Below are 16,580 nucleotides of genomic sequence, written 5' to 3'. Positions count from 1 at the left end.
GATGAGTTCGGTGGTGAAGGCGATCTCCTCCAGGCCCCACTCCCGTACCTTCGCAGCGCACTTGGCCCGTACCGAGGGGACCGCCGCCGCGTCGACCGGGACGTCCCACTCGGCCACGTGTGAGCGTGGGAACAACCGGGTGCGCGCCACGAGCAGCGCTACGTCATCGGCGGGGTGCGGCGGCGCGACGGAGTCGATCACCGCTTGGCACGTGTCCTCCGGACTGAGTCCCTCCGTGCGCTCCAACGTCCGGCGCAGTTCCTCCAGGCCGGCGTCGATGTCGCGGGTGCGGTCCTCGATGAGCCCGTCGGTGTACAGCACCAGTCGTGAGCCCTCCGGCAGGTGCAGCTCGGTGGTCTCGAAGGGGTAGCCGCCGAGTCCGAGCGGAGGTGAGGCCGATACGTCCGGATAGGTGACTGTTCCGTCCTGGTACACCACCGCCGGGCCGGGGTGTCCGGCGCGGGCGAGCGTGAAGGTGCCCGCCACCGGGTCATAGATCCCGTACAGGCACGTCGCGCCCGTGACCCCGTCGCCGCCGTGACCTTCCCCGTCGCCGCCGTGACCTTCCGCGTCCTGGCCGGTGTCCTCCTCACTGTCCATCCGCGCGACCAGTTCGTCCAGGTGCCACAGGACCTCCTCCACCGGGAGGTCGAGGGTGGCGAAGTTGTGGGCGGCGGTGCGCAGTCGGCCCATCGTCACCGCGGCGTGCATCCCGTGACCGATGACGTCGCCCATCACCAGGGCCACGCGTGCCCCCGGCAGCGGGATCAGATCGAACCAGTCCCCGCCCACCCCCGCCTCGGCGGGCAGGTACCGCCAGGCCACCTCCAGCGCGTCCTGCTCCGGCTGCCGACGCGGCAGCAGACTCCGCTGCAGCGTGACCGCCATCGCGCGTTCCCGGGTGAAGCGCCGCGCGTTGTCGATGGCCACCGCCGCCCGCGCGGTCAGCTCCTCCGCCAGCAGCAGGTCGTCGTTCTCGTACGCCGGCGAATCTCCCACCCGGTAGTAGCTCACCACGCCCAGCGGGACGCCCCGCGCCTGCAACGGCACGGCCACCAGCGAGTGCAACCCGTCCTCCAGCGCCTTGTGGGCGCGTACCGGATCCTGCTCCTGCCACCCTCGGGCCTGCCGCAGGTCCGCCTGCAGCAGGCCGTGCCCCTGCTCCAGCGCTCGTATCTGCGGCGCCGCCGGTGAGAACCACACCTGCTCACCCACCGGCCACAGCGACGACGTCGAGAACCGGCCGCCGATCGCGACACGCCGCATCGGCAGCGCCTCCTCCGCCGGTTCCTTGCCCCGCAGCACCGCATCCGACAGATCCACCGTGACGATGTCGGCGAACCCGGAGGCGGCCACCTGGGCCAGCTCCTGGGCCTCACACGCCACATCCAGCGTGCTCCCGATCCGTATCCCCGCCTCGTACAGCAGCTTCAACCGCTCCCGCGTCGCCTGGGCCCGCCCCGACACCGCCGCCAGTTCCGTGGTGTCCCGCAACGTCACCACGCTGCCCGTCTGCGCCCTGCCCGGGAACGTCGGCCGCTTGTTCACCGCCAGCAACCGGTCCTGCGCCAGGTGGACCTCATCGGTCACGCAGTCTCCCGACAGGAGCAGAGTCGTCATCTGCTGTGGCAGCCCCAGTTCTCCCACGGGCCGCCCCTCCGCGTCGTCCGGCAGGCCCAGCAGCCGGCGCGCCTCGTCGTTGGCCACCAGCAGTCGCCCGTCGGCGCTGGTGATCAGCACCCCTTCCCGTACCGAGTGCAGGACCGCGTCATGGTGCTCGTACATCCGCGTCATCTCCGCGGGGCCCAGTCCGTGCGTCTGCCGTCGCAGCCGCCGGGACACCAGCGCCGTCCCGGCCGCGCCCAGCGCCAGCGCGGCCACTCCACTCCCGAGGGTGATCGGGAGCTGCGGCGTCCAAGCTCTCGCCACGTTCTTCACCGTGATCCCGGCGGCGACCACGCCGACCACGGCGCCATGGTCGTCGGTCACCGGGACCAGCGCCCGAACGTCCGTTCCGGTGCCCGCCGGCAGGGGCGGCCCGCCTCCCTCCTGGATGACGGCGCGGCCTTCCAGCGCCGGTCGGATGTCAGTGCTGAACTTTCGCCCGATGTACTTCTTGTAGGGGTACGTATAGCGGATGCCGTGGGTGTTCAGGACGACGATGTAGTCCACGCCCGCTCTCTTGCGGGCCGCTTCGGCGCGCGGCTGCAGCACCGCCGTGGGGTTCGGGCCGCGCAGCGCCTGCACCACCCCGGGGGCGTTCGCGAACGCCTCGGCGGCCACGAGCGACTCTCGGCCCCCCTGCCGCATAGCTTCATGCGCCGCCTGGAACACCTCGACCGCCACCCATGCCGCGATCAGCAGGGCCACGATCACGACCTGCAGGAGGAACATCTGCCCGGCGACACTGCGCAGGCTCAGCAAAGACACCCGCCGATCGGGCGGGCCCCCGGCGGGCGGATGGCGGGAACGCTTCCGCTGCCGCCGGAAAAATGTTTCCATACCATATTAATAACACCACCCTGTGTGTCCAATCGGATTCGCCCGGTGCCGCCGTTCCCGGCTTCGGCTCGCCCTATCGGAGACAGAGCTCCAGACGCCCACCAGGTCGGACGAAGTGCCGTTCGTCTCGGATCCGAGACGGTTCGTGGAAAAGGGTTCTTGCGGGACACAGGGCGTGGGCGTGAGGGTGCGCACATGGCAAAACAGGAGGTCAGCGGCGGCTCGCGAGTCGCCGGCGGACAGGCGGAGGGCGGTGCGCTCGGGGTCGAGCGGCGATCGATCGACTTCGTCCCGCCCGAGGAGCGGCACGGGTCGGTGCGGAGCCTGTTCACCGTGTGGTTCGGCGCGAACATGCAGGTGACCACGGCGGTCACCGGTGCGCTGGGAGTGATCCTCGGGCTGCCCCTGCCCTGGGCGATCGTCGCCCTGGTCCTCGGGAACCTGCTCGGCGCGATCTTCATGGCCCTGCACTCGGCGCAGGGGCCGAAGCTCGGCATCCCGCAGATGATCCAGAGCCGGGCGCAGTTCGGGTTCTACGGGGCGATCGTTCCGCTGCTGCTCGTCGTGCTGATGTACGTCGGGTTCTTCGCGACCAGCGCGGTGCTCGGCGGGTCGGCGCTGGCCGGCTGGTGGGGGATCGGCCGGACGCCCGCCACGATCATCGTGTCGGCCCTCTGCACGGTCCTCGCCGCGTACGGCTACCGGCTCATCCACCAGTACGAGCGATGGATCAGCCTCATCGCCGCCATCGGGTTCCTGTACCTGACGTACCGGCTGCTGACCGACCACCACGTGGGCCGCGTCTGGCACTCCGGGCACGTCGGGGCGGGCACGTTCCTCCTGGTCGTGGCGATCGCGGCGACCTGGCAGATCACGTACGCGCCGTACGTCGCCGACTACTCCCGCTACCTGCCGGAGTCGACCTCGGTACGGGCGGCGTTCTGGTGGACGTACGCCGGCAGCGTGATCGGCACCGTCTGGATGATGGCGTTCGGCAGCGTCTGCGCCGCCGTGGCGGCCAAGTCGTTCGAGGGCGGGTCGGTGTCGTTCGTGGTCGGCCTGGGCGGCCCGCACTGGGCGTTCTCGCTGATCATCGTGTTGGGCATCATCGCGGTGAACGTGCTGAACCTCTACGGCATGTTCATGTCGGCGACGACGACGCTGACGGCGCTGCGCCCGATGCGGATGAACGGCGGGGTCCGGCTCGGGTTCATCATCGTGGCCGCCGTCGTCGGCACGGTCGTCGCGCTCGCCGCCAGCGCCGACTTCCTGCACAACTTCGAGAACTTCATCCTGTTCCTGGCGTACTTCCTGATCCCGTGGACGGCGATCAACCTCGTCGACTTCTACTTCGTCCGCAAGGAGCGGTACGACATCGACGCGATCTTCCGTCCGGACGGCGTGTACGGCGGGGTCAACTGGCGGACCATCGGCGCGTACGCGATCGGCGTCCTGGTGGAGGTGCCGTTCGTCAGCTCGACGTTCTACACCGGTCCGTTCGTGAAGCACCTCGGCGGCGCCGACATCTCCTGGATCATCGGGCTGGTCGTCGCGTCGGTGCTCTACTACGTCTGGATGCGCCCGGTCGCCCGCGCGACGTCGGCCTGAAAGGCGAAGATCACTGGCGTCCGTCGCGCTCCGCACGGCGGCAGGCGCCAGTGACCAGGCTTCGGCGCTACGCGTCGGGGTCGCGCAGGCCCACCGCGTCGTGCCGCCAGAACGTCTCCGAGTAGACCAGCGTCCCCGTCATCCACGGCTCGAACGCCGGCAGCCGGACGGCCTGGAAGGCCGCGTCGGGGATGCGCAGCGACGGCTTGCGGAAGTGCTGCTCGCCACCGGCGGTGAATCCGAAGCGGGAGTAGTAGCCGGGCGCGCCCTCGAGGAAGACGACCGGGACGGAGCGCTCGGCCAGCACGTCCAGGCCGTGCCGCACGAGCGCCGAGCCGATGCCGCGGCCCTGCTGGTCCGGCCGTACGGCCAGAGGGCTGAGCACCTGAACGTCGACGAGCCGTCGTGGAGCGTCGAGCAGGGCGGGTGTGAACATCACGTGCCCGACGACCTGGCCCGCGTGCTCCGCGACGAGCGAGAGCCGCTCGTCCGGTGCGACGGCCGCCCGCAGCGCGTCGACCAGGCCGGCCACCACCTTCCCATGGTCGCCGAACGCGCGCAGGTGGAGGTCCCGCACGGCCGGACGGTCGTCTGGTCGCTCTGAGCGGAGGGTCATGCACGGCAGAGTAGGGAGGCGCTCGGCGGCACGCATTCCATTTTCGCCTCGAGCGGCCCGGGTCAGTGGATGTGCGTCCCGCCGTCGACGTCGACGGCACCGCGAAAAGTCGCGGGCGGGGTGGCCCCGGACACTCCGCCCGCACGATCTACAGCCTGAGGGTCAGGACGCGGCACGCTCCGCGAACAGGCCCGGCGCCTCGCCGCGGGCGGCGGCCGCGGCGGCGTCGTCCACCTGGCGGCGGGCGTGCCGCTCGGCCTCGACCTGCCGTATGTAGAGCTCGGTCTCGCGCTTGGCCGTCTCGTCGTCCCAGCCCAGCACCGGCGCCATGAGACCGGCGACCTCCACCGCGGCCGCGGCGCCCTGGTCCCACTCCTCGATCGCGGCGCGGGTGCGGCGGCGCATGACGTCCTCGACGTGCAGCGCCCCCTCGTGCGACGCCGCGTACACGACCTCGGCCCTCAGGTAGTCCTTGGCGGCGCCGAGCGGCTCGCCGAGGGAGGGGTCCTCCTCGATCAGCTCCAGCAGCTCGTGGACGCACGAGCCGTACCGCTTCAGCAGGTGCTCGACGCGGGCCACGTGCAGGCCGCTGCGTCGGGCGAGGCGGTGCCGCTCGTTCCACAGCACCTCGTACCCGACGGCCCCGATCAGCGGCAGCCGGTCGGTCACGGACGGCGGGACCGTCGTGGGCAGGTCCTCGGCGGCCGCGTCGACGGCGTCCTCGGCCATGACCCGGTAGGTCGTGAACTTGCCGCCGGCGATGACGGTGAGTCCGGGTACCGGCTGGGCGACGGTGTGCTCGCGGGACAGCTTGGTGGTGTCGTCGGCGCCGCCGGAGATCAGCGGACGCAGCCCGGCGTACACGCCCTCGATGTCCTCGGGCACCAGCGGGGTGCGCAGCACCGCGTTGACGTGCTCGAGGATGTACTCCACGTCGGCCTGGCTCGCGGCCGGCTCCTCCTTGTCCAGGTCGTACGCGGTGTCGGTGGTCCCGATGATCCAGTGCCGGCCCCACGGGATGACGAACAGCACGCTCTTCTCCGTGCGCAGGATCAGGCCGGTGTCGAGCCGGATGCGGTCGCGCGGGACGAGGAGGTGCACGCCCTTGGACGCGGTGACCCGGGGACCGCCGCGCGCGTGCGCGAGCCGGCCGGCCTCGTCGGTCCACACGCCGGTCGCGTTGATGACGTGCCGGGCCCGTACGGTCAGCTCCTCGTCGTTCTCCAGGTCGAGGATCCGCGCGCCGACGACGCGGTCCGCCTCGCGGAGGAAGCCGACGGCGCGGGCCCGCGTCAGCACGGACGCCCCGTAGGCGGCGGCCGTACGGGCCAGCGTCATCGTGAACCGCGCGTCGTCGACCTGCGCGTCGAAGTACTGGATCGCGCCGACGAACGTGTCGCCGCGCAGCGCGGGGGCGATCTTCAGGGCGCCGCGGTGGGTCAGGTGGCGGTGGCGCGGCATCGACCGGGCGCCGCCGATCGTGTCGTACAGGCCGACGCCCGCGCCGACGTAGAAGCGTTCCCACATGCGGTGGGTGAGCGGGTACAGGAACGGCACCGGGCGTACGAGGTGCGGCGCGAGCCGGTTCAGCAGGAGGCCGCGTTCGCGCAGCGCCTCCCGTACGAGACCGAAGTCGCGCTGCTCCAGGTAGCGCAGGCCGCCGTGGATCAGTTTGCTGGACCGGCTGGACGTCCCGGCCGCCCAGTCCGCGGCCTCGACCACTGCGACGGACAGGCCGCGCGACACGGCGTCGAGCGCCGCGCCGGCGCCCACGACTCCGCCGCCCACGATCAGCACGTCGAACTCGCCGCCCGCCAGGTCGCGCACGGTCTGCGCGCGGTAGGCCGGTCCGAGGGATACGGCTTTCACGTTCGGGTTCTCCTCCGAGGTCGGGCGCGGGCGGGGTGGCTCGGGGAGCCACCCCGCCCGCGGGGGGAAGGGGCGTCTGCGGGGGGTCGGGCGGCGGGCGGGCGGTGCCTCAGGGGAACGGCGCACCGCTCCGCCCGCCGCAGGGGGAAGGGGGCTAGTCGACGTCGACCCAGTCGAGGGTCCGGGAGACGGCCTTCTTCCAGCCGGCGTAACCCTTCTCGCGCTGCTCGTCGTCCCAGCGGGGCTCCCAGCGCTCGTCCTCGTTCCAGTTCTGCCGCAGTTCGTCGGTCGAGCCCCAGAACCCGACCGCGAGGCCGGCGGCGTACGCGGCGCCGAGCGCCGTGGTCTCCGCGACGACCGGCTTGGAGACCGGCACGCCGAGGATGTCGGCCTGCAGCTCCATGCACAGGCGGTTCGCGGTGATGCCGCCGTCGACGCGCAGCACGTCGAGCGCGACGCCGGAGTCCTGCCGCATCGCCTCGACGACGTCGCGGGTCTGGTAGCAGATCGACTCCAAGGTGGCGCGGGCCAGGTGCGCGTTCGTGTTGTACCGGGACAGGCCGACGATGGCGCCGCGCGCGTCGGACCGCCAGTACGGCGCGAACAGCCCGGAGAAGGCGGGGACGAAGTAGACGCCGCCGTTGTCCTCGACCTGCCGGGCCAGCGACTCGCTCTCCGAGGCGCCGGAGATGATGCCGAGCTGGTCGCGCAGCCACTGCACGGCCGATCCGGTCACCGCGATCGACCCCTCGAGCGCGTACACCGGCCGCTCGTCGCCGAGCTGGTAGCAGACCGTGGTGAGCAGGCCGTTCTTGGACCGGACCACCTCGGTACCGGTGTTGAGGAGGAGGAAGTTGCCGGTGCCGTAGGTGTTCTTGGCCTCGCCGGGGGCGAAGCAGACCTGGCCCACCGTGGCGGCCTGCTGGTCGCCGAGGTCGCCGGACAGCGGGATCTCACCGCCGAGCGGGCCGGACGCGCGCGTCATGCCGTAGAAGTCCGGGTTGGAGGAGGGCCGGATCTGCGGCAGCATCTGGCGCGGGATCTTGAAGAAGGACAGCAGCTCGTCGTCCCAGTCCAGCGTCTCCAGGTTCATCAGCATGGTGCGGCTGGCGTTGGTCGGGTCGGTGACGTGCACGCCGCCGTCGACGCCGCCGGTGAGGTTCCACAGCAGCCAGGTGTCGGTGTTGCCGAAGATGGCGTCTCCGGCCTCGGCGGCCTCGCGCACGCCGTCGACGTTCTCCAGGATCCACTGGATCTTGCCGCCGGAGAAGTACGTGGCGGGCGGCAGCCCGGCCTTCTTCCGGATGACGTCGCCGCGCCCGTCGCGGTCGAGCGCCGAGGCGATGCGGTCGGTCCGGGTGTCCTGCCAGACGATCGCGTTGTAGTACGGGCGCCCGGTGCGGCGGTTCCACACGACCGTCGTCTCGCGCTGGTTGGTGATGCCGAGCGCGGCCAGGTCGCTCGCCTCGAGGTTCGCCTTGCCCATGGCGGTCTCGATGACCGCCCGGGTGCGCTCCCAGATCTCGGTCGGGTTGTGCTCCACCCACCCGGGGTTCGGCAGGATCTGCTCGTGCTCGAGCTGGTGCTTCGCCACCTCGTTGCCGCTGTGGTCGAAGATCATGAAGCGGGTGCTCGTCGTACCCTGGTCAACCGCTCCGACGAAATCGGCCATGTCTCGCCTTTCTAGACGTTCGTCTCAGGCCGTCCGGCCGGACGTGGGGGCGTCCGGCCGGACGGGTCACGCGGATCGTTCCGCGCGGGGGGAAACCGATCAGGCCTTGCCGGCCCCGGTCAGAGCTTCTCGAGCTCGGATTCGGTGGGGACGTGGCCGGGCTCCTGCTCCTCGGCCGGCAGGAACCGCCCGATGCACACCTGATAGAGGCCCGCGCCGATGACCCCGCCGATGACCGGGCCGACGATGGGCACCCAGAAGTACAGCCCGCCGTACTGGTCGCGGAAGGCGGTGCCGTATCCGGTGAAGAACGAGGCCAGCCGCGGTCCGAGGTCACGCGCCGGGTTGATCGCGTACCCCGCGTCGGTGCCCCACGCCATGCCGATCGCCACGACGATCAGGCCGACGATGAACGGCGCGAGGTTGGCGGCGGGGGAGGAGTTGCGCAGGTCGGTGACGGCGAGGATCAGGAAGAGGAGGATGGCGGTGCCGATGATCTGGTCGCGGAGCGCTCCGCCCGTGTGCACGGGCAGCGCGCCATTGCCGGGCAGGGTCGAGAAGACGCCCTGGGTCTTGATGGTGTGGCCGGGGTCGATCTTGGCCAGCACCTCGCTGTAGTTCCAGCGCACGATCAGCGCCGCGACGAACGCGCCGACCAGCTGGGCCAGCGAGTACGGCAGGACCTTGCGCCAGGAGAATCCCTTGAACACCGCCAGCGCGACGGTCACGGCGGGATTCAGGTGCGCGCCGCTGATCCGGCCCGCGACGTACACGCCGAGCGTGACGCCGAGGCCCCAGGCCCAGGCGATGCTGTCGTGGTTGCCGATCCCGCCGGCCACGACCTGGGCCACCACGCCCACGCCGAACAGGATGAGCACCAGGGTTCCCGCGAATTCGGCGGCCAGTTCACCGGCCAGTCCGGGGAGCTTGAGTCGCTCTGCCACGTCTCCTCCTAGGGGGCGATGTCCCGGCTCGGGGACACCGTGAGACACCGTCCGCGAGGAGACTGTGAGCCCCCTCACGACTGGGGGGACGCTAAGTCGCACGGTAGACCCGGTCAACAGACACCTGCCGACATTGTCGAACACCGGCCACCCGCTAATTCTAATAAGGGGCCTGAAGTGGTGATCTACCTCACAGAACACTCCGGATCACGGGTGTATCACGGTCAACCGCGCCCTCATGAGCGTCACAGGTGCCGACATTGTCGAATAGGTGCCGACTTGGACTAGCATGGCGGAGTGCCAGGTCCGGTCCAGTCGATCGAGCGAGCCGCCGCCATCCTCCGGCTGCTCGCCCGCGGTTCCGGCCGCCTCGGAGTGAGCGAGATCGCCGCCTCTCTGGGGCTGGCCCGCGCCACCGCGCACGGGATCCTCCGGACCCTGCAGGGGGTCGGCTTCATCGAGCAGGACGAGGAGACCGGCAAGTACCAGCTCGGCGCGGCACTGCTCCACCTCGGCACGAGCTATCTGGACGTCAACGAGCTGCGGTCGCGCGCGATCAACTGGGCCGACGCCCTCGCCGCCCGCAGCGGCGAGGCGGTCCGGATCGGCACCCCTCTGGACGGCAGGGTCCTCGTCGTGCACCATGTCTTCCGGCCCGACGACACCCTGCAGGCCCTCGACGTCGGCGCACTCCTCCCGGCGCACGCCACCGCGCTGGGCAAGGTGCTGCTCGCCTTCGACGCCGGCGCCGCCGCGGTGGCGCAGGAGACCGGCCTCGAGCCCTTCTGCCGGCGGACGATCACCCAACCCCGTGAGCTCGGCCGGGCGCTGGCCCAGATCCGGGAGATGGGGTGGGCGTCCGAGGTGGAGGAGTTCACGGTCGGGGAGGCCGCCGTGGCCGCGCCGATTCGCGGTCAGGGGGGCCTGGTCGTCGGCGCGATGGGCATCTCGGGGGCCGTCGAGCGGCTGTGCGATCCGAGGGGCCGACCCAAACCGCCGCTGGTGACGTACGTGCGCGACGCCGCGCGCGCCGTCTCCCGAGATCTTGGGGCCTCCCGCTGGTGAGCACCGCCCGCGGGGCCCGGAACGGCAGGACACGATGGTAGAGCGCTATGTGATGTCCGTTGATCAGGGCACGACGTCGACGCGCTGCATCCTGTTCGACCATGGGGGGCGGCTGGTCTCGGTCACCCAGCGGGAGCACAAGCAGCACTTCCCGCGTCCCGGCTGGGTCGAGCACGACGCGATGGAGATCTGGCGGAACCTCGAGCGGATCGCCCCGGAGGCCCTCGTCCAGGCCGGGGTCACCTCGGACCAGGTGGCCGCCCTCGGGATCGCCAACCAGCGCGAGACCTCCGTGCTGTGGGACCGGCACACCGGCCGGCCCGTCGGTCGCGCCGTCGTCTGGCAGGACACCCGCACCGACGCCCTCGTCGGCGAGCTGAACGCCCGCCCGGAGGCCGACATGATTCGCGAGCGGTGCGGCCTGCCCCTGGCCAACTACTTCTCCGCGCCCCGGGTCCGCTGGCTCCTCGACAACACGCCGGGCCTTCGCGAGCGGGCCGAACGCGGCGACGTGCTGTTCGGCACGATCGAGAGCTGGCTGATCTGGAACCTCACCGGCGGTCCGGCCGGCGGCCTGCACGTCACGGACGTCACCAACGCCAGCCGCACGCTCCTGATGAACCTCACCACGCTGGCCTGGGACGACGACCTGCTGGCGTTCTTCGACGTGCCGCGCGCGATGCTGCCGGAGATCCGCCCCTCCACCGAGACGTACGGCCGCGCGACGCGCGTGCTGCCCGGCGTGCGCATCGCCGCGGCGCTCGGCGACCAGCAGGCCGCGCTGTTCGGCCAGACCTGCTTCGCCCCCGGCGAGGCCAAGTGCACGTACGGCACGGGCAGCTTCCTGCTCCTCAACACCGGCACCGAACCCGTCCGCTCCGAGCACGGGCTGCTCACGACCGTCGGCTACCAGATCGCCGACGAGCGGGCGGTGTACGCCCTCGAAGGCTCGATCGCCATCACCGGCGCGCTCGTCCAGTGGTTCCGCGACGGGCTCGGGCTGATCGCCAGCGCCCCGGAGATCGAGACTCTCGCCCGCACCGTCGAGGACAACGGCGGCTGTTACATCGTGCCGGCGTTCTCCGGGCTGTTCGCGCCGTACTGGCGCAGCGAGGCGCGCGGCATCATCGTCGGGCTCACGTCCTACATCACCAAGGGGCACCTGGCCCGCGCCGTCCTGGAGGCGACCGGCTGGCAGACCCGCGAGGTCGTCGACGCGATGAACGCCGACTCCGGGCTCGCGCTGAAGGCGCTGAAGGTCGATGGCGGCATGACCGCCGACAACCTGCTCATGCAATTCATCTCGGACGTCCTCGACGTCCCGGTCATCCGCCCGATGGCAGCCGAGACGGTCTCCCTCGGCGCCGCGTACGCCGCCGGGCTCGCCGTCGGCTACTGGGCGGATCTGGAGGGGCTGCGCCGCAACTGGCACCGGGCCGCGCAGTGGCTGCCGAGCATGGACGACGACCGCCGCGAGACCGAGTACGACAACTGGCGGCGGGCCGTCGAGCGCACCTTCGACTGGATCAAACCCGGCGGCCGGTGACCGGGCGGGCCGTCAGTACCAGTGGTGGGCCTGCCACCAGCCCCAGGCCCGGCAGGGGTCGCCGTAGCGGGAGCCGATGTAGGTCAGGCCCCAGGTGATCTGGGTGATCGCGTTGGTCCGCCAGTCCGGCGCGACCGAGCCCATCTTCGAGCCGGGCAGCGCCTGCGCGATGCCGTAGGCGCCGCTGCTCGGGTTCTCGGCGTGCTCGTTCCAGCCGCTCTCGTGGTTCCACATCGTGAGCAGCGACGGCCAGCACCGGCCCCAGCCCTTCAGGGCGTTCATCTTCTTGGCGTACTTCTGGTTGTCCGCGGCGCTGGGGTCGTGGCTCATCTTCTTCACGAACGCCTCCCACTCCCGGCGCTTCCGCTCCGCCGCGGCGCGCTTGCGCGCGTCGCGCTCGGCGGCGAGCTGCGCCTTGTAGGCGCGCTCCCGCGCGGTCGCCTGGGCCTGGGCCATCATCGGGTCCATCGTGTAGCCCTCGAGGGACCGCGCGAGGTCGTTGGTGGAGACGTCCGCCGCGGCGCCGCCGGGCGGCTTGCCCTTGCCGAAGTCGAAGTTGGCGACGACGACGACCGCGACCACGACGACGAGCGTCATGATCACGCCGGTACTGCCGAGCGTACGCCGGAGGATCCGCAGCGCGCGTGAACCCGCCGGGCGTTGGGGGGTGCGGGGCATGGATTCTAGCTTGCACCAGTCGCGACAGTGGTGGCCCCGTTTGTCCACATATTCGGCTGTGACATCTGTGACGGAGCGGAGGGTCAGATCTCGGGAGACGCCACGAGCTCCGCGCGCGTGGGCGGGTCGGCGCCCCGCCGCCCGCACGTGATCGCGGCGGCCCGCGCCGCCTCGGCGCACACCTCGGTGAACACCGACCCCGGGGCGGCCCGGAGGGCGGCGCGGCGCTCGGCGCCGAGCAGCCCGCGGTCGTACAGGCCGGCGAGGACGGCGCTCATGTACGAGTCGCCCGCGCCGACCGTGTCGACGACCTCCACCGTGCGCGCCGGCAGCTGGAGCGGCGCCAGGCGGGGCGCGGCGACCAGCGCGCCCGCCGCGCCCAGGGTCACGATCACCACGGCGCCGGTCCCCTCGACCAGCCCGGCCGCGAACCGCCGCGGGTCGGCGCCGGGCCGCAGCCACTCCAGGTCCGCGTCGCTGATCTTGACGATGTCCGCCGTACGGAGGAGCGCCTCGACGCGGGACCGGGCGTCCGGTACGGCGGACATGACGTCCGGGCGGCAGTTCGGGTCGTAGCTGATCGTCGCCGTCTCCCGCGCCCGGCGGACGAGACCGGCCAGCGCCTCGGCCCCCGGCGGCAGCACCATGGCGAGGGAGCCGACGTGGAGGGCGGCGACGTCGCCGAGCGGTACGCCGGCCAGCTCCCCGGCGGTCCACTGCCAGTCGGCGGTTCCCGCGAGCCGCAGATCGTACGACGGCGGCCCGCCTCCCTCGTGGTGCACGAACGCCACCGATGAGGGCTCCGCGGCGGGCGCCACCGCGCCGGTGCCGACGCCGTTCCGTACGAGGTGGTCCCGGAGGGTCCGGCCGAACGGATCCGCGCCGATCCGGGCGATCATCCGGGTCGGCGCGCCCAGCCGGGCGAGCCCGACGGCCACGTTCGCCGGACTGCCGCCGGGCAGCGCGAGGTACGGGCCGCCGGGCTTCTCGGCGACGAGATCGATGATCGCTTCACCGGCGACCGCGACGACGCGGGCGTCAGGGATCCGCACACACTCTCCTCGGTTCGGACCGGCGGGCCGGTCAGGTCGTCCGCCCGGACGGGCCGGTTGGACATTCTGCCGAGCCGCGGGCCGGTCAGGTCGTTTCGTTATCGTTCGCGGCGCCGTCCAGGTTGCCCGGCGCCGCTCCCGTCATGATGGCAACCGCCTCGGCCATGTCCGTCTCCGCGGGGCGTACGACGGCCACCCGCCGGCCCAGGCGCTGGATGTGGATCCGGTCGGCGACCTCGAAGACCGCGGGCATGTCGTGGCTGATCAGGATGACCGGCAGGCCGCGGTCCCGGACCTGCCGGATCAGCTCCAGCACCATGCCCGACTCCTTGACGCCGAGCGCGGCCGTCGGCTCGTCCATGATGACGACGTGCCGGGCGAACGCCGCGCTGCGCGCGACCGCGACGCCCTGCCGCTGCCCGCCCGACAACGTCTCCACCGCCTGCTTCGTCGACGTGATGCCGATCTTCAGGTCCTGCATGTGGCCGCCCGCCTCGGCCTGCATCGCCTTGTGGTCCAGCAGCCGGAACACCCGGCCGAGAACGCCCTTACGCCGCACCTCCCGCCCGAGGAACATGTTGCTCGCGATGTCCAGCGCCGGCGCCACCGCCAGATCCTGGTACACCGTCTCGATTCCGGCCCGCCGGGCGTCCGCCGGGCTGTGGAAGCGCACCGGCCGGCCGTCGAGCAGGATCCGGCCCTCGTCCGGGATGAGCGCGCCGGACAGCGCCTTGATCAGGCTGGACTTCCCCGCGCCGTTGTCGCCGATCACGGCCAGGATCTCGCCGGGCCGGAGCTCGAAGTCCGCGCCCGCCAGCGCGGTGACGTGGCCGTACCGCTTGACCAGACCGCGTGCCTCCAGCACCGGCCGCGCGCCCTCTGCGTTCTCGTTCACGCCCGCCTCCTTCGGGCCAGCTGGTCGACGCTCACCGCGAGGATGACCAGGATGCCGGTGATGAGGACCTGGTAGATGGACGGGACCCCGGTCAGCTGCAGGCCGTTGCGGATCACACCGACGATCAGCGCGCCGCACAGCGCGCCGATGATGCTGCCCCGCCCGCCGAACAGGCTGACGCCGCCCAGCACCACCGCGGTGATGCTGTCGAGGTTGTCCGTCTGCCCGGCCTGCGGGTCGCCGACGGACGTACGCCCGATCAGCAGGAGCCCGGCGAGGCCGTAGATCGCCCCGGCGACGGTGTAGACGGTGAGCAGCAGGCGGCGGTCCGGGATGCCGGTCAGGCGGGCGGCCTCGCGGTTGTCGCCGACCGCGTACACGTGCCGGCCGGCCGCCGTCTGGCGCAGGACGTACCAGGCGACCGCGAACAGCGCCAGCATGACCACCGAGCCGTACGTGACGTCGGTGTTCCCGAGGGGGAACGTCCGGCCGAGGAAGGTCAGCGATGTGGGCAGCCCGGTGATCGTCTGCTCGTTCGAGTAGACGTGGGTGAGGGCGAAGGCGATGTTCCAGGTGCCCAGCGTCACGATGAACGGCGGCAGCTTCGCCATCGTGACCAGCGTGCCGTTCAGCGCGCCGAACGCCGTGCACACGGCGACGCCGATGAGGATCGCCCAGCCGCCCGGCACTCCGCCGCCGACGGCGAGCTTGGTCATGAAGATCGTGCCGAGCGCCATCACCGCCCCGTTGGACAGGTCGATGCCGGCGGTCAGGATGACGATCGTCTGGCCGACGGCGAGGGCGCCGACCACCATGACCTGCTGGACGATCAGCGAGAGGTTCGCGCCGGTGAGGAACCGGTCGGTGCGGATGGAGAAGTAGCCGCAGGCCAGCAGGAGGGCGACGAGCGGGCCCACCGCCGGGAGAGTGAGGAGCCGCGCGGCGCGGGCCGGCAGGCCGCGCCCGCCTTCGGCCTCGGTGCGGTCGGTCGCGGTGACGGTCGACATCGGCTCAGCCCCAGCAGTTGGCCAGGCCGAACTGGACGTCCTTGGAGTCCACGCCCGGCTGCGCCTTGTTCGTGATCAGGTTGACGCCGGTGTCGGTGTAGCCGCTCGCCTTCTTGCCGTTCTCGGCGAAGCCGACGATCGCGTCGACGCCCTGCGTGGCCATCTTCAGCGGGTACTGCTGCGAGGTGGCCGCGATCTGCCCGGACTGCACGGCCCTGACGCCGGTGCAGCCGCCGTCGACCGACACGATCATGACGTTCTTCTCCTTGCCGGCCGCCTTGAGTGCGGTGTACGCGCCGAGCGCCGCCGGCTCGTTGATCGTGTAGACGAGGTTGATGTCGGGCGCCTTCTGCAGGCAGTTCTCCATCGCGGTCTGGCCCTTGGCCTGGTCGCCCTGGGTGTTCTGCGCGCAGACGACGCTCGGATCGCCGTCCTTGACGCCGAAGCCCTGCAGGAACCCGTCGTGCCGCAGGACTCCGACCGTGATGCCCGGATTCAGGTCGAGCATGGCGATCTTCGCCGGCTTGGCGCCGAAGGCCGCCTTGGCGTACCTGCCGATCAGGATGCCGGCGTTGAGGTTGTTGGTGGCGAACAGCGCGTCGGACGCGTTCTGCGGGTCGGTGGGCGTGTCGAGCGCGATCACCTCGATGCCCTTCGCGCGCGCCTTCTGGATGCTGGGCACGATGGCCTTGGTGTCGCTGGGGACGATCAGGATGCCCTTGACGCCCGCCGCGACCATGTTCTCCATGGCCGTGACCTGGCTGGCGTTGTCGCCGTCGAACTTCCCGGCCGCGGTCATCAGCTTGACGCCCTTGGCCTGGGCCTCCTTCTGCGCGCCCTCTTTCATCTTGACGAAGAACGGGTTGGTGTCGGTCTTGGTGATGAGGCCGACGGTGACCTCACCGCCGGAGCCGGAGCCCTTCGCGCCCTTGCCGCAGCCGGCCGCCGTCAGCGACAGGGCCGCGACGGCGACGATCGCGGCGGTACGGCGGCGGTTCGATGCCCAGACGTCACGCTTCATGCTTCCTCCAACCCCGCCATGGACACGCCACGGCAGGTGACCGAGCTGTTGCCCCGAGGTGCGGAAACGTTTCCAGGAAACGTTTCCGCGAATGTAAGACCCGGG

At 71.4% G+C, this 16,580-nt stretch carries 13 protein-coding genes; 3 read left to right on the top strand and 10 right to left on the bottom strand.

Annotated elements, in window-relative coordinates; translation table 11 throughout:
- A partial coding sequence (locus tag ABD978_RS19850; protein ID WP_345356228.1) for a SpoIIE family protein phosphatase occupies positions 1–2,430 on the bottom strand: 2,430 nt, incomplete at its 3' end.
- Positions 2,431–2,697: 267 nt separating this feature from the next.
- Between ABD978_RS19850 and ABD978_RS19845 the strand changes: the two genes are divergently transcribed.
- Positions 2,698–4,110, top strand: coding sequence for a purine-cytosine permease family protein (locus ABD978_RS19845; protein WP_345356225.1), 1,413 nt, complete (start codon positions 2,698–2,700; stop codon positions 4,108–4,110).
- Between the two features lie 67 nt (positions 4,111–4,177).
- Here the strand turns inward: ABD978_RS19845 and ABD978_RS19840 are convergent, their stop codons facing one another.
- The 4 genes from ABD978_RS19840 to ABD978_RS19825 all read right to left on the bottom strand — a co-directional run bounded on the left by ABD978_RS19840 (position 4,178) and on the right by ABD978_RS19825 (position 9,211).
- Positions 4,178–4,726, bottom strand: a complete 549-nt coding sequence (locus tag ABD978_RS19840; protein WP_345356222.1) for a GNAT family N-acetyltransferase — start codon at positions 4,724–4,726, stop codon at positions 4,178–4,180.
- 162 nt (positions 4,727–4,888) lie between these two features.
- Positions 4,889–6,595, bottom strand: coding sequence for a glycerol-3-phosphate dehydrogenase/oxidase (locus tag ABD978_RS19835; RefSeq protein WP_345356219.1), 1,707 nt, complete (start codon positions 6,593–6,595; stop codon positions 4,889–4,891).
- Between the two features lie 154 nt (positions 6,596–6,749).
- Positions 6,750–8,267, bottom strand: a complete 1,518-nt coding sequence (gene glpK, locus ABD978_RS19830) for a glycerol kinase GlpK (protein ID WP_345356216.1) — start codon at positions 8,265–8,267, stop codon at positions 6,750–6,752.
- 119 nt (positions 8,268–8,386) lie between these two features.
- On the bottom strand, positions 8,387–9,211 hold the full coding sequence (locus tag ABD978_RS19825; protein ID WP_345356213.1) for an MIP/aquaporin family protein: 825 nt from the start codon (positions 9,209–9,211) through the stop codon (positions 8,387–8,389).
- Positions 9,212–9,508: 297 nt separating this feature from the next.
- Between ABD978_RS19825 and ABD978_RS19820 the strand changes: the two genes are divergently transcribed.
- Both ABD978_RS19820 and glpK (ABD978_RS19815) read left to right on the top strand, forming a co-directional pair.
- The gene (locus ABD978_RS19820; RefSeq protein WP_345356210.1) at positions 9,509–10,276 is read left to right on the top strand and encodes an IclR family transcriptional regulator; all 768 of its coding nucleotides are present in this window, start codon (positions 9,509–9,511) and stop codon (positions 10,274–10,276) included.
- Positions 10,277–10,310: 34 nt separating this feature from the next.
- A complete protein-coding gene (gene glpK, locus ABD978_RS19815) occupies positions 10,311–11,822 on the top strand; it encodes a glycerol kinase GlpK (protein ID WP_345356207.1) in 1,512 nt (503 codons plus the stop codon).
- 12 nt (positions 11,823–11,834) lie between these two features.
- On the opposite strand, the gene ABD978_RS19810 is transcribed toward glpK (ABD978_RS19815), so the two are convergent.
- From ABD978_RS19810 to ABD978_RS19790, 5 genes are all read right to left on the bottom strand, one after another.
- Entirely contained in the window at positions 11,835–12,500 is a 666-nt protein-coding gene (locus tag ABD978_RS19810) for an aggregation-promoting factor C-terminal-like domain-containing protein (RefSeq protein WP_345356204.1), read from the bottom strand.
- Positions 12,501–12,583: 83 nt separating this feature from the next.
- Positions 12,584–13,552 (bottom strand): carbohydrate kinase family protein, encoded by a 969-nt coding sequence (locus ABD978_RS19805; protein ID WP_345356201.1) that lies wholly within the window; start codon positions 13,550–13,552, stop codon positions 12,584–12,586.
- Between the two features lie 85 nt (positions 13,553–13,637).
- Positions 13,638–14,447 carry an ATP-binding cassette domain-containing protein gene (locus ABD978_RS19800; RefSeq protein WP_345356198.1) on the bottom strand — a complete coding sequence of 270 codons (810 nt, stop codon included), beginning with the start codon at positions 14,445–14,447 and terminating at the stop codon, positions 13,638–13,640.
- Positions 14,444–15,454, bottom strand: a complete 1,011-nt coding sequence (locus tag ABD978_RS19795) for an ABC transporter permease (protein ID WP_345356195.1) — start codon at positions 15,452–15,454, stop codon at positions 14,444–14,446. Before ABD978_RS19795 ends, ABD978_RS19800 begins: the two co-directional genes overlap by 4 nt.
- A gap of 4 nt (positions 15,455–15,458) precedes the next feature.
- On the bottom strand, positions 15,459–16,475 hold the full coding sequence (locus ABD978_RS19790; protein ID WP_345356192.1) for a sugar ABC transporter substrate-binding protein: 1,017 nt from the start codon (positions 16,473–16,475) through the stop codon (positions 15,459–15,461).
- Positions 16,476–16,580 lie beyond the last annotated feature (105 nt).

It is taken from the genome of Actinoallomurus liliacearum, from assembly GCF_039542035.1.
GTDB lineage: Bacteria > Actinomycetota > Actinomycetes > Streptosporangiales > Streptosporangiaceae > Actinoallomurus > Actinoallomurus liliacearum.
This window is presented reverse-complemented; position numbering and strand designations above follow the sequence as displayed.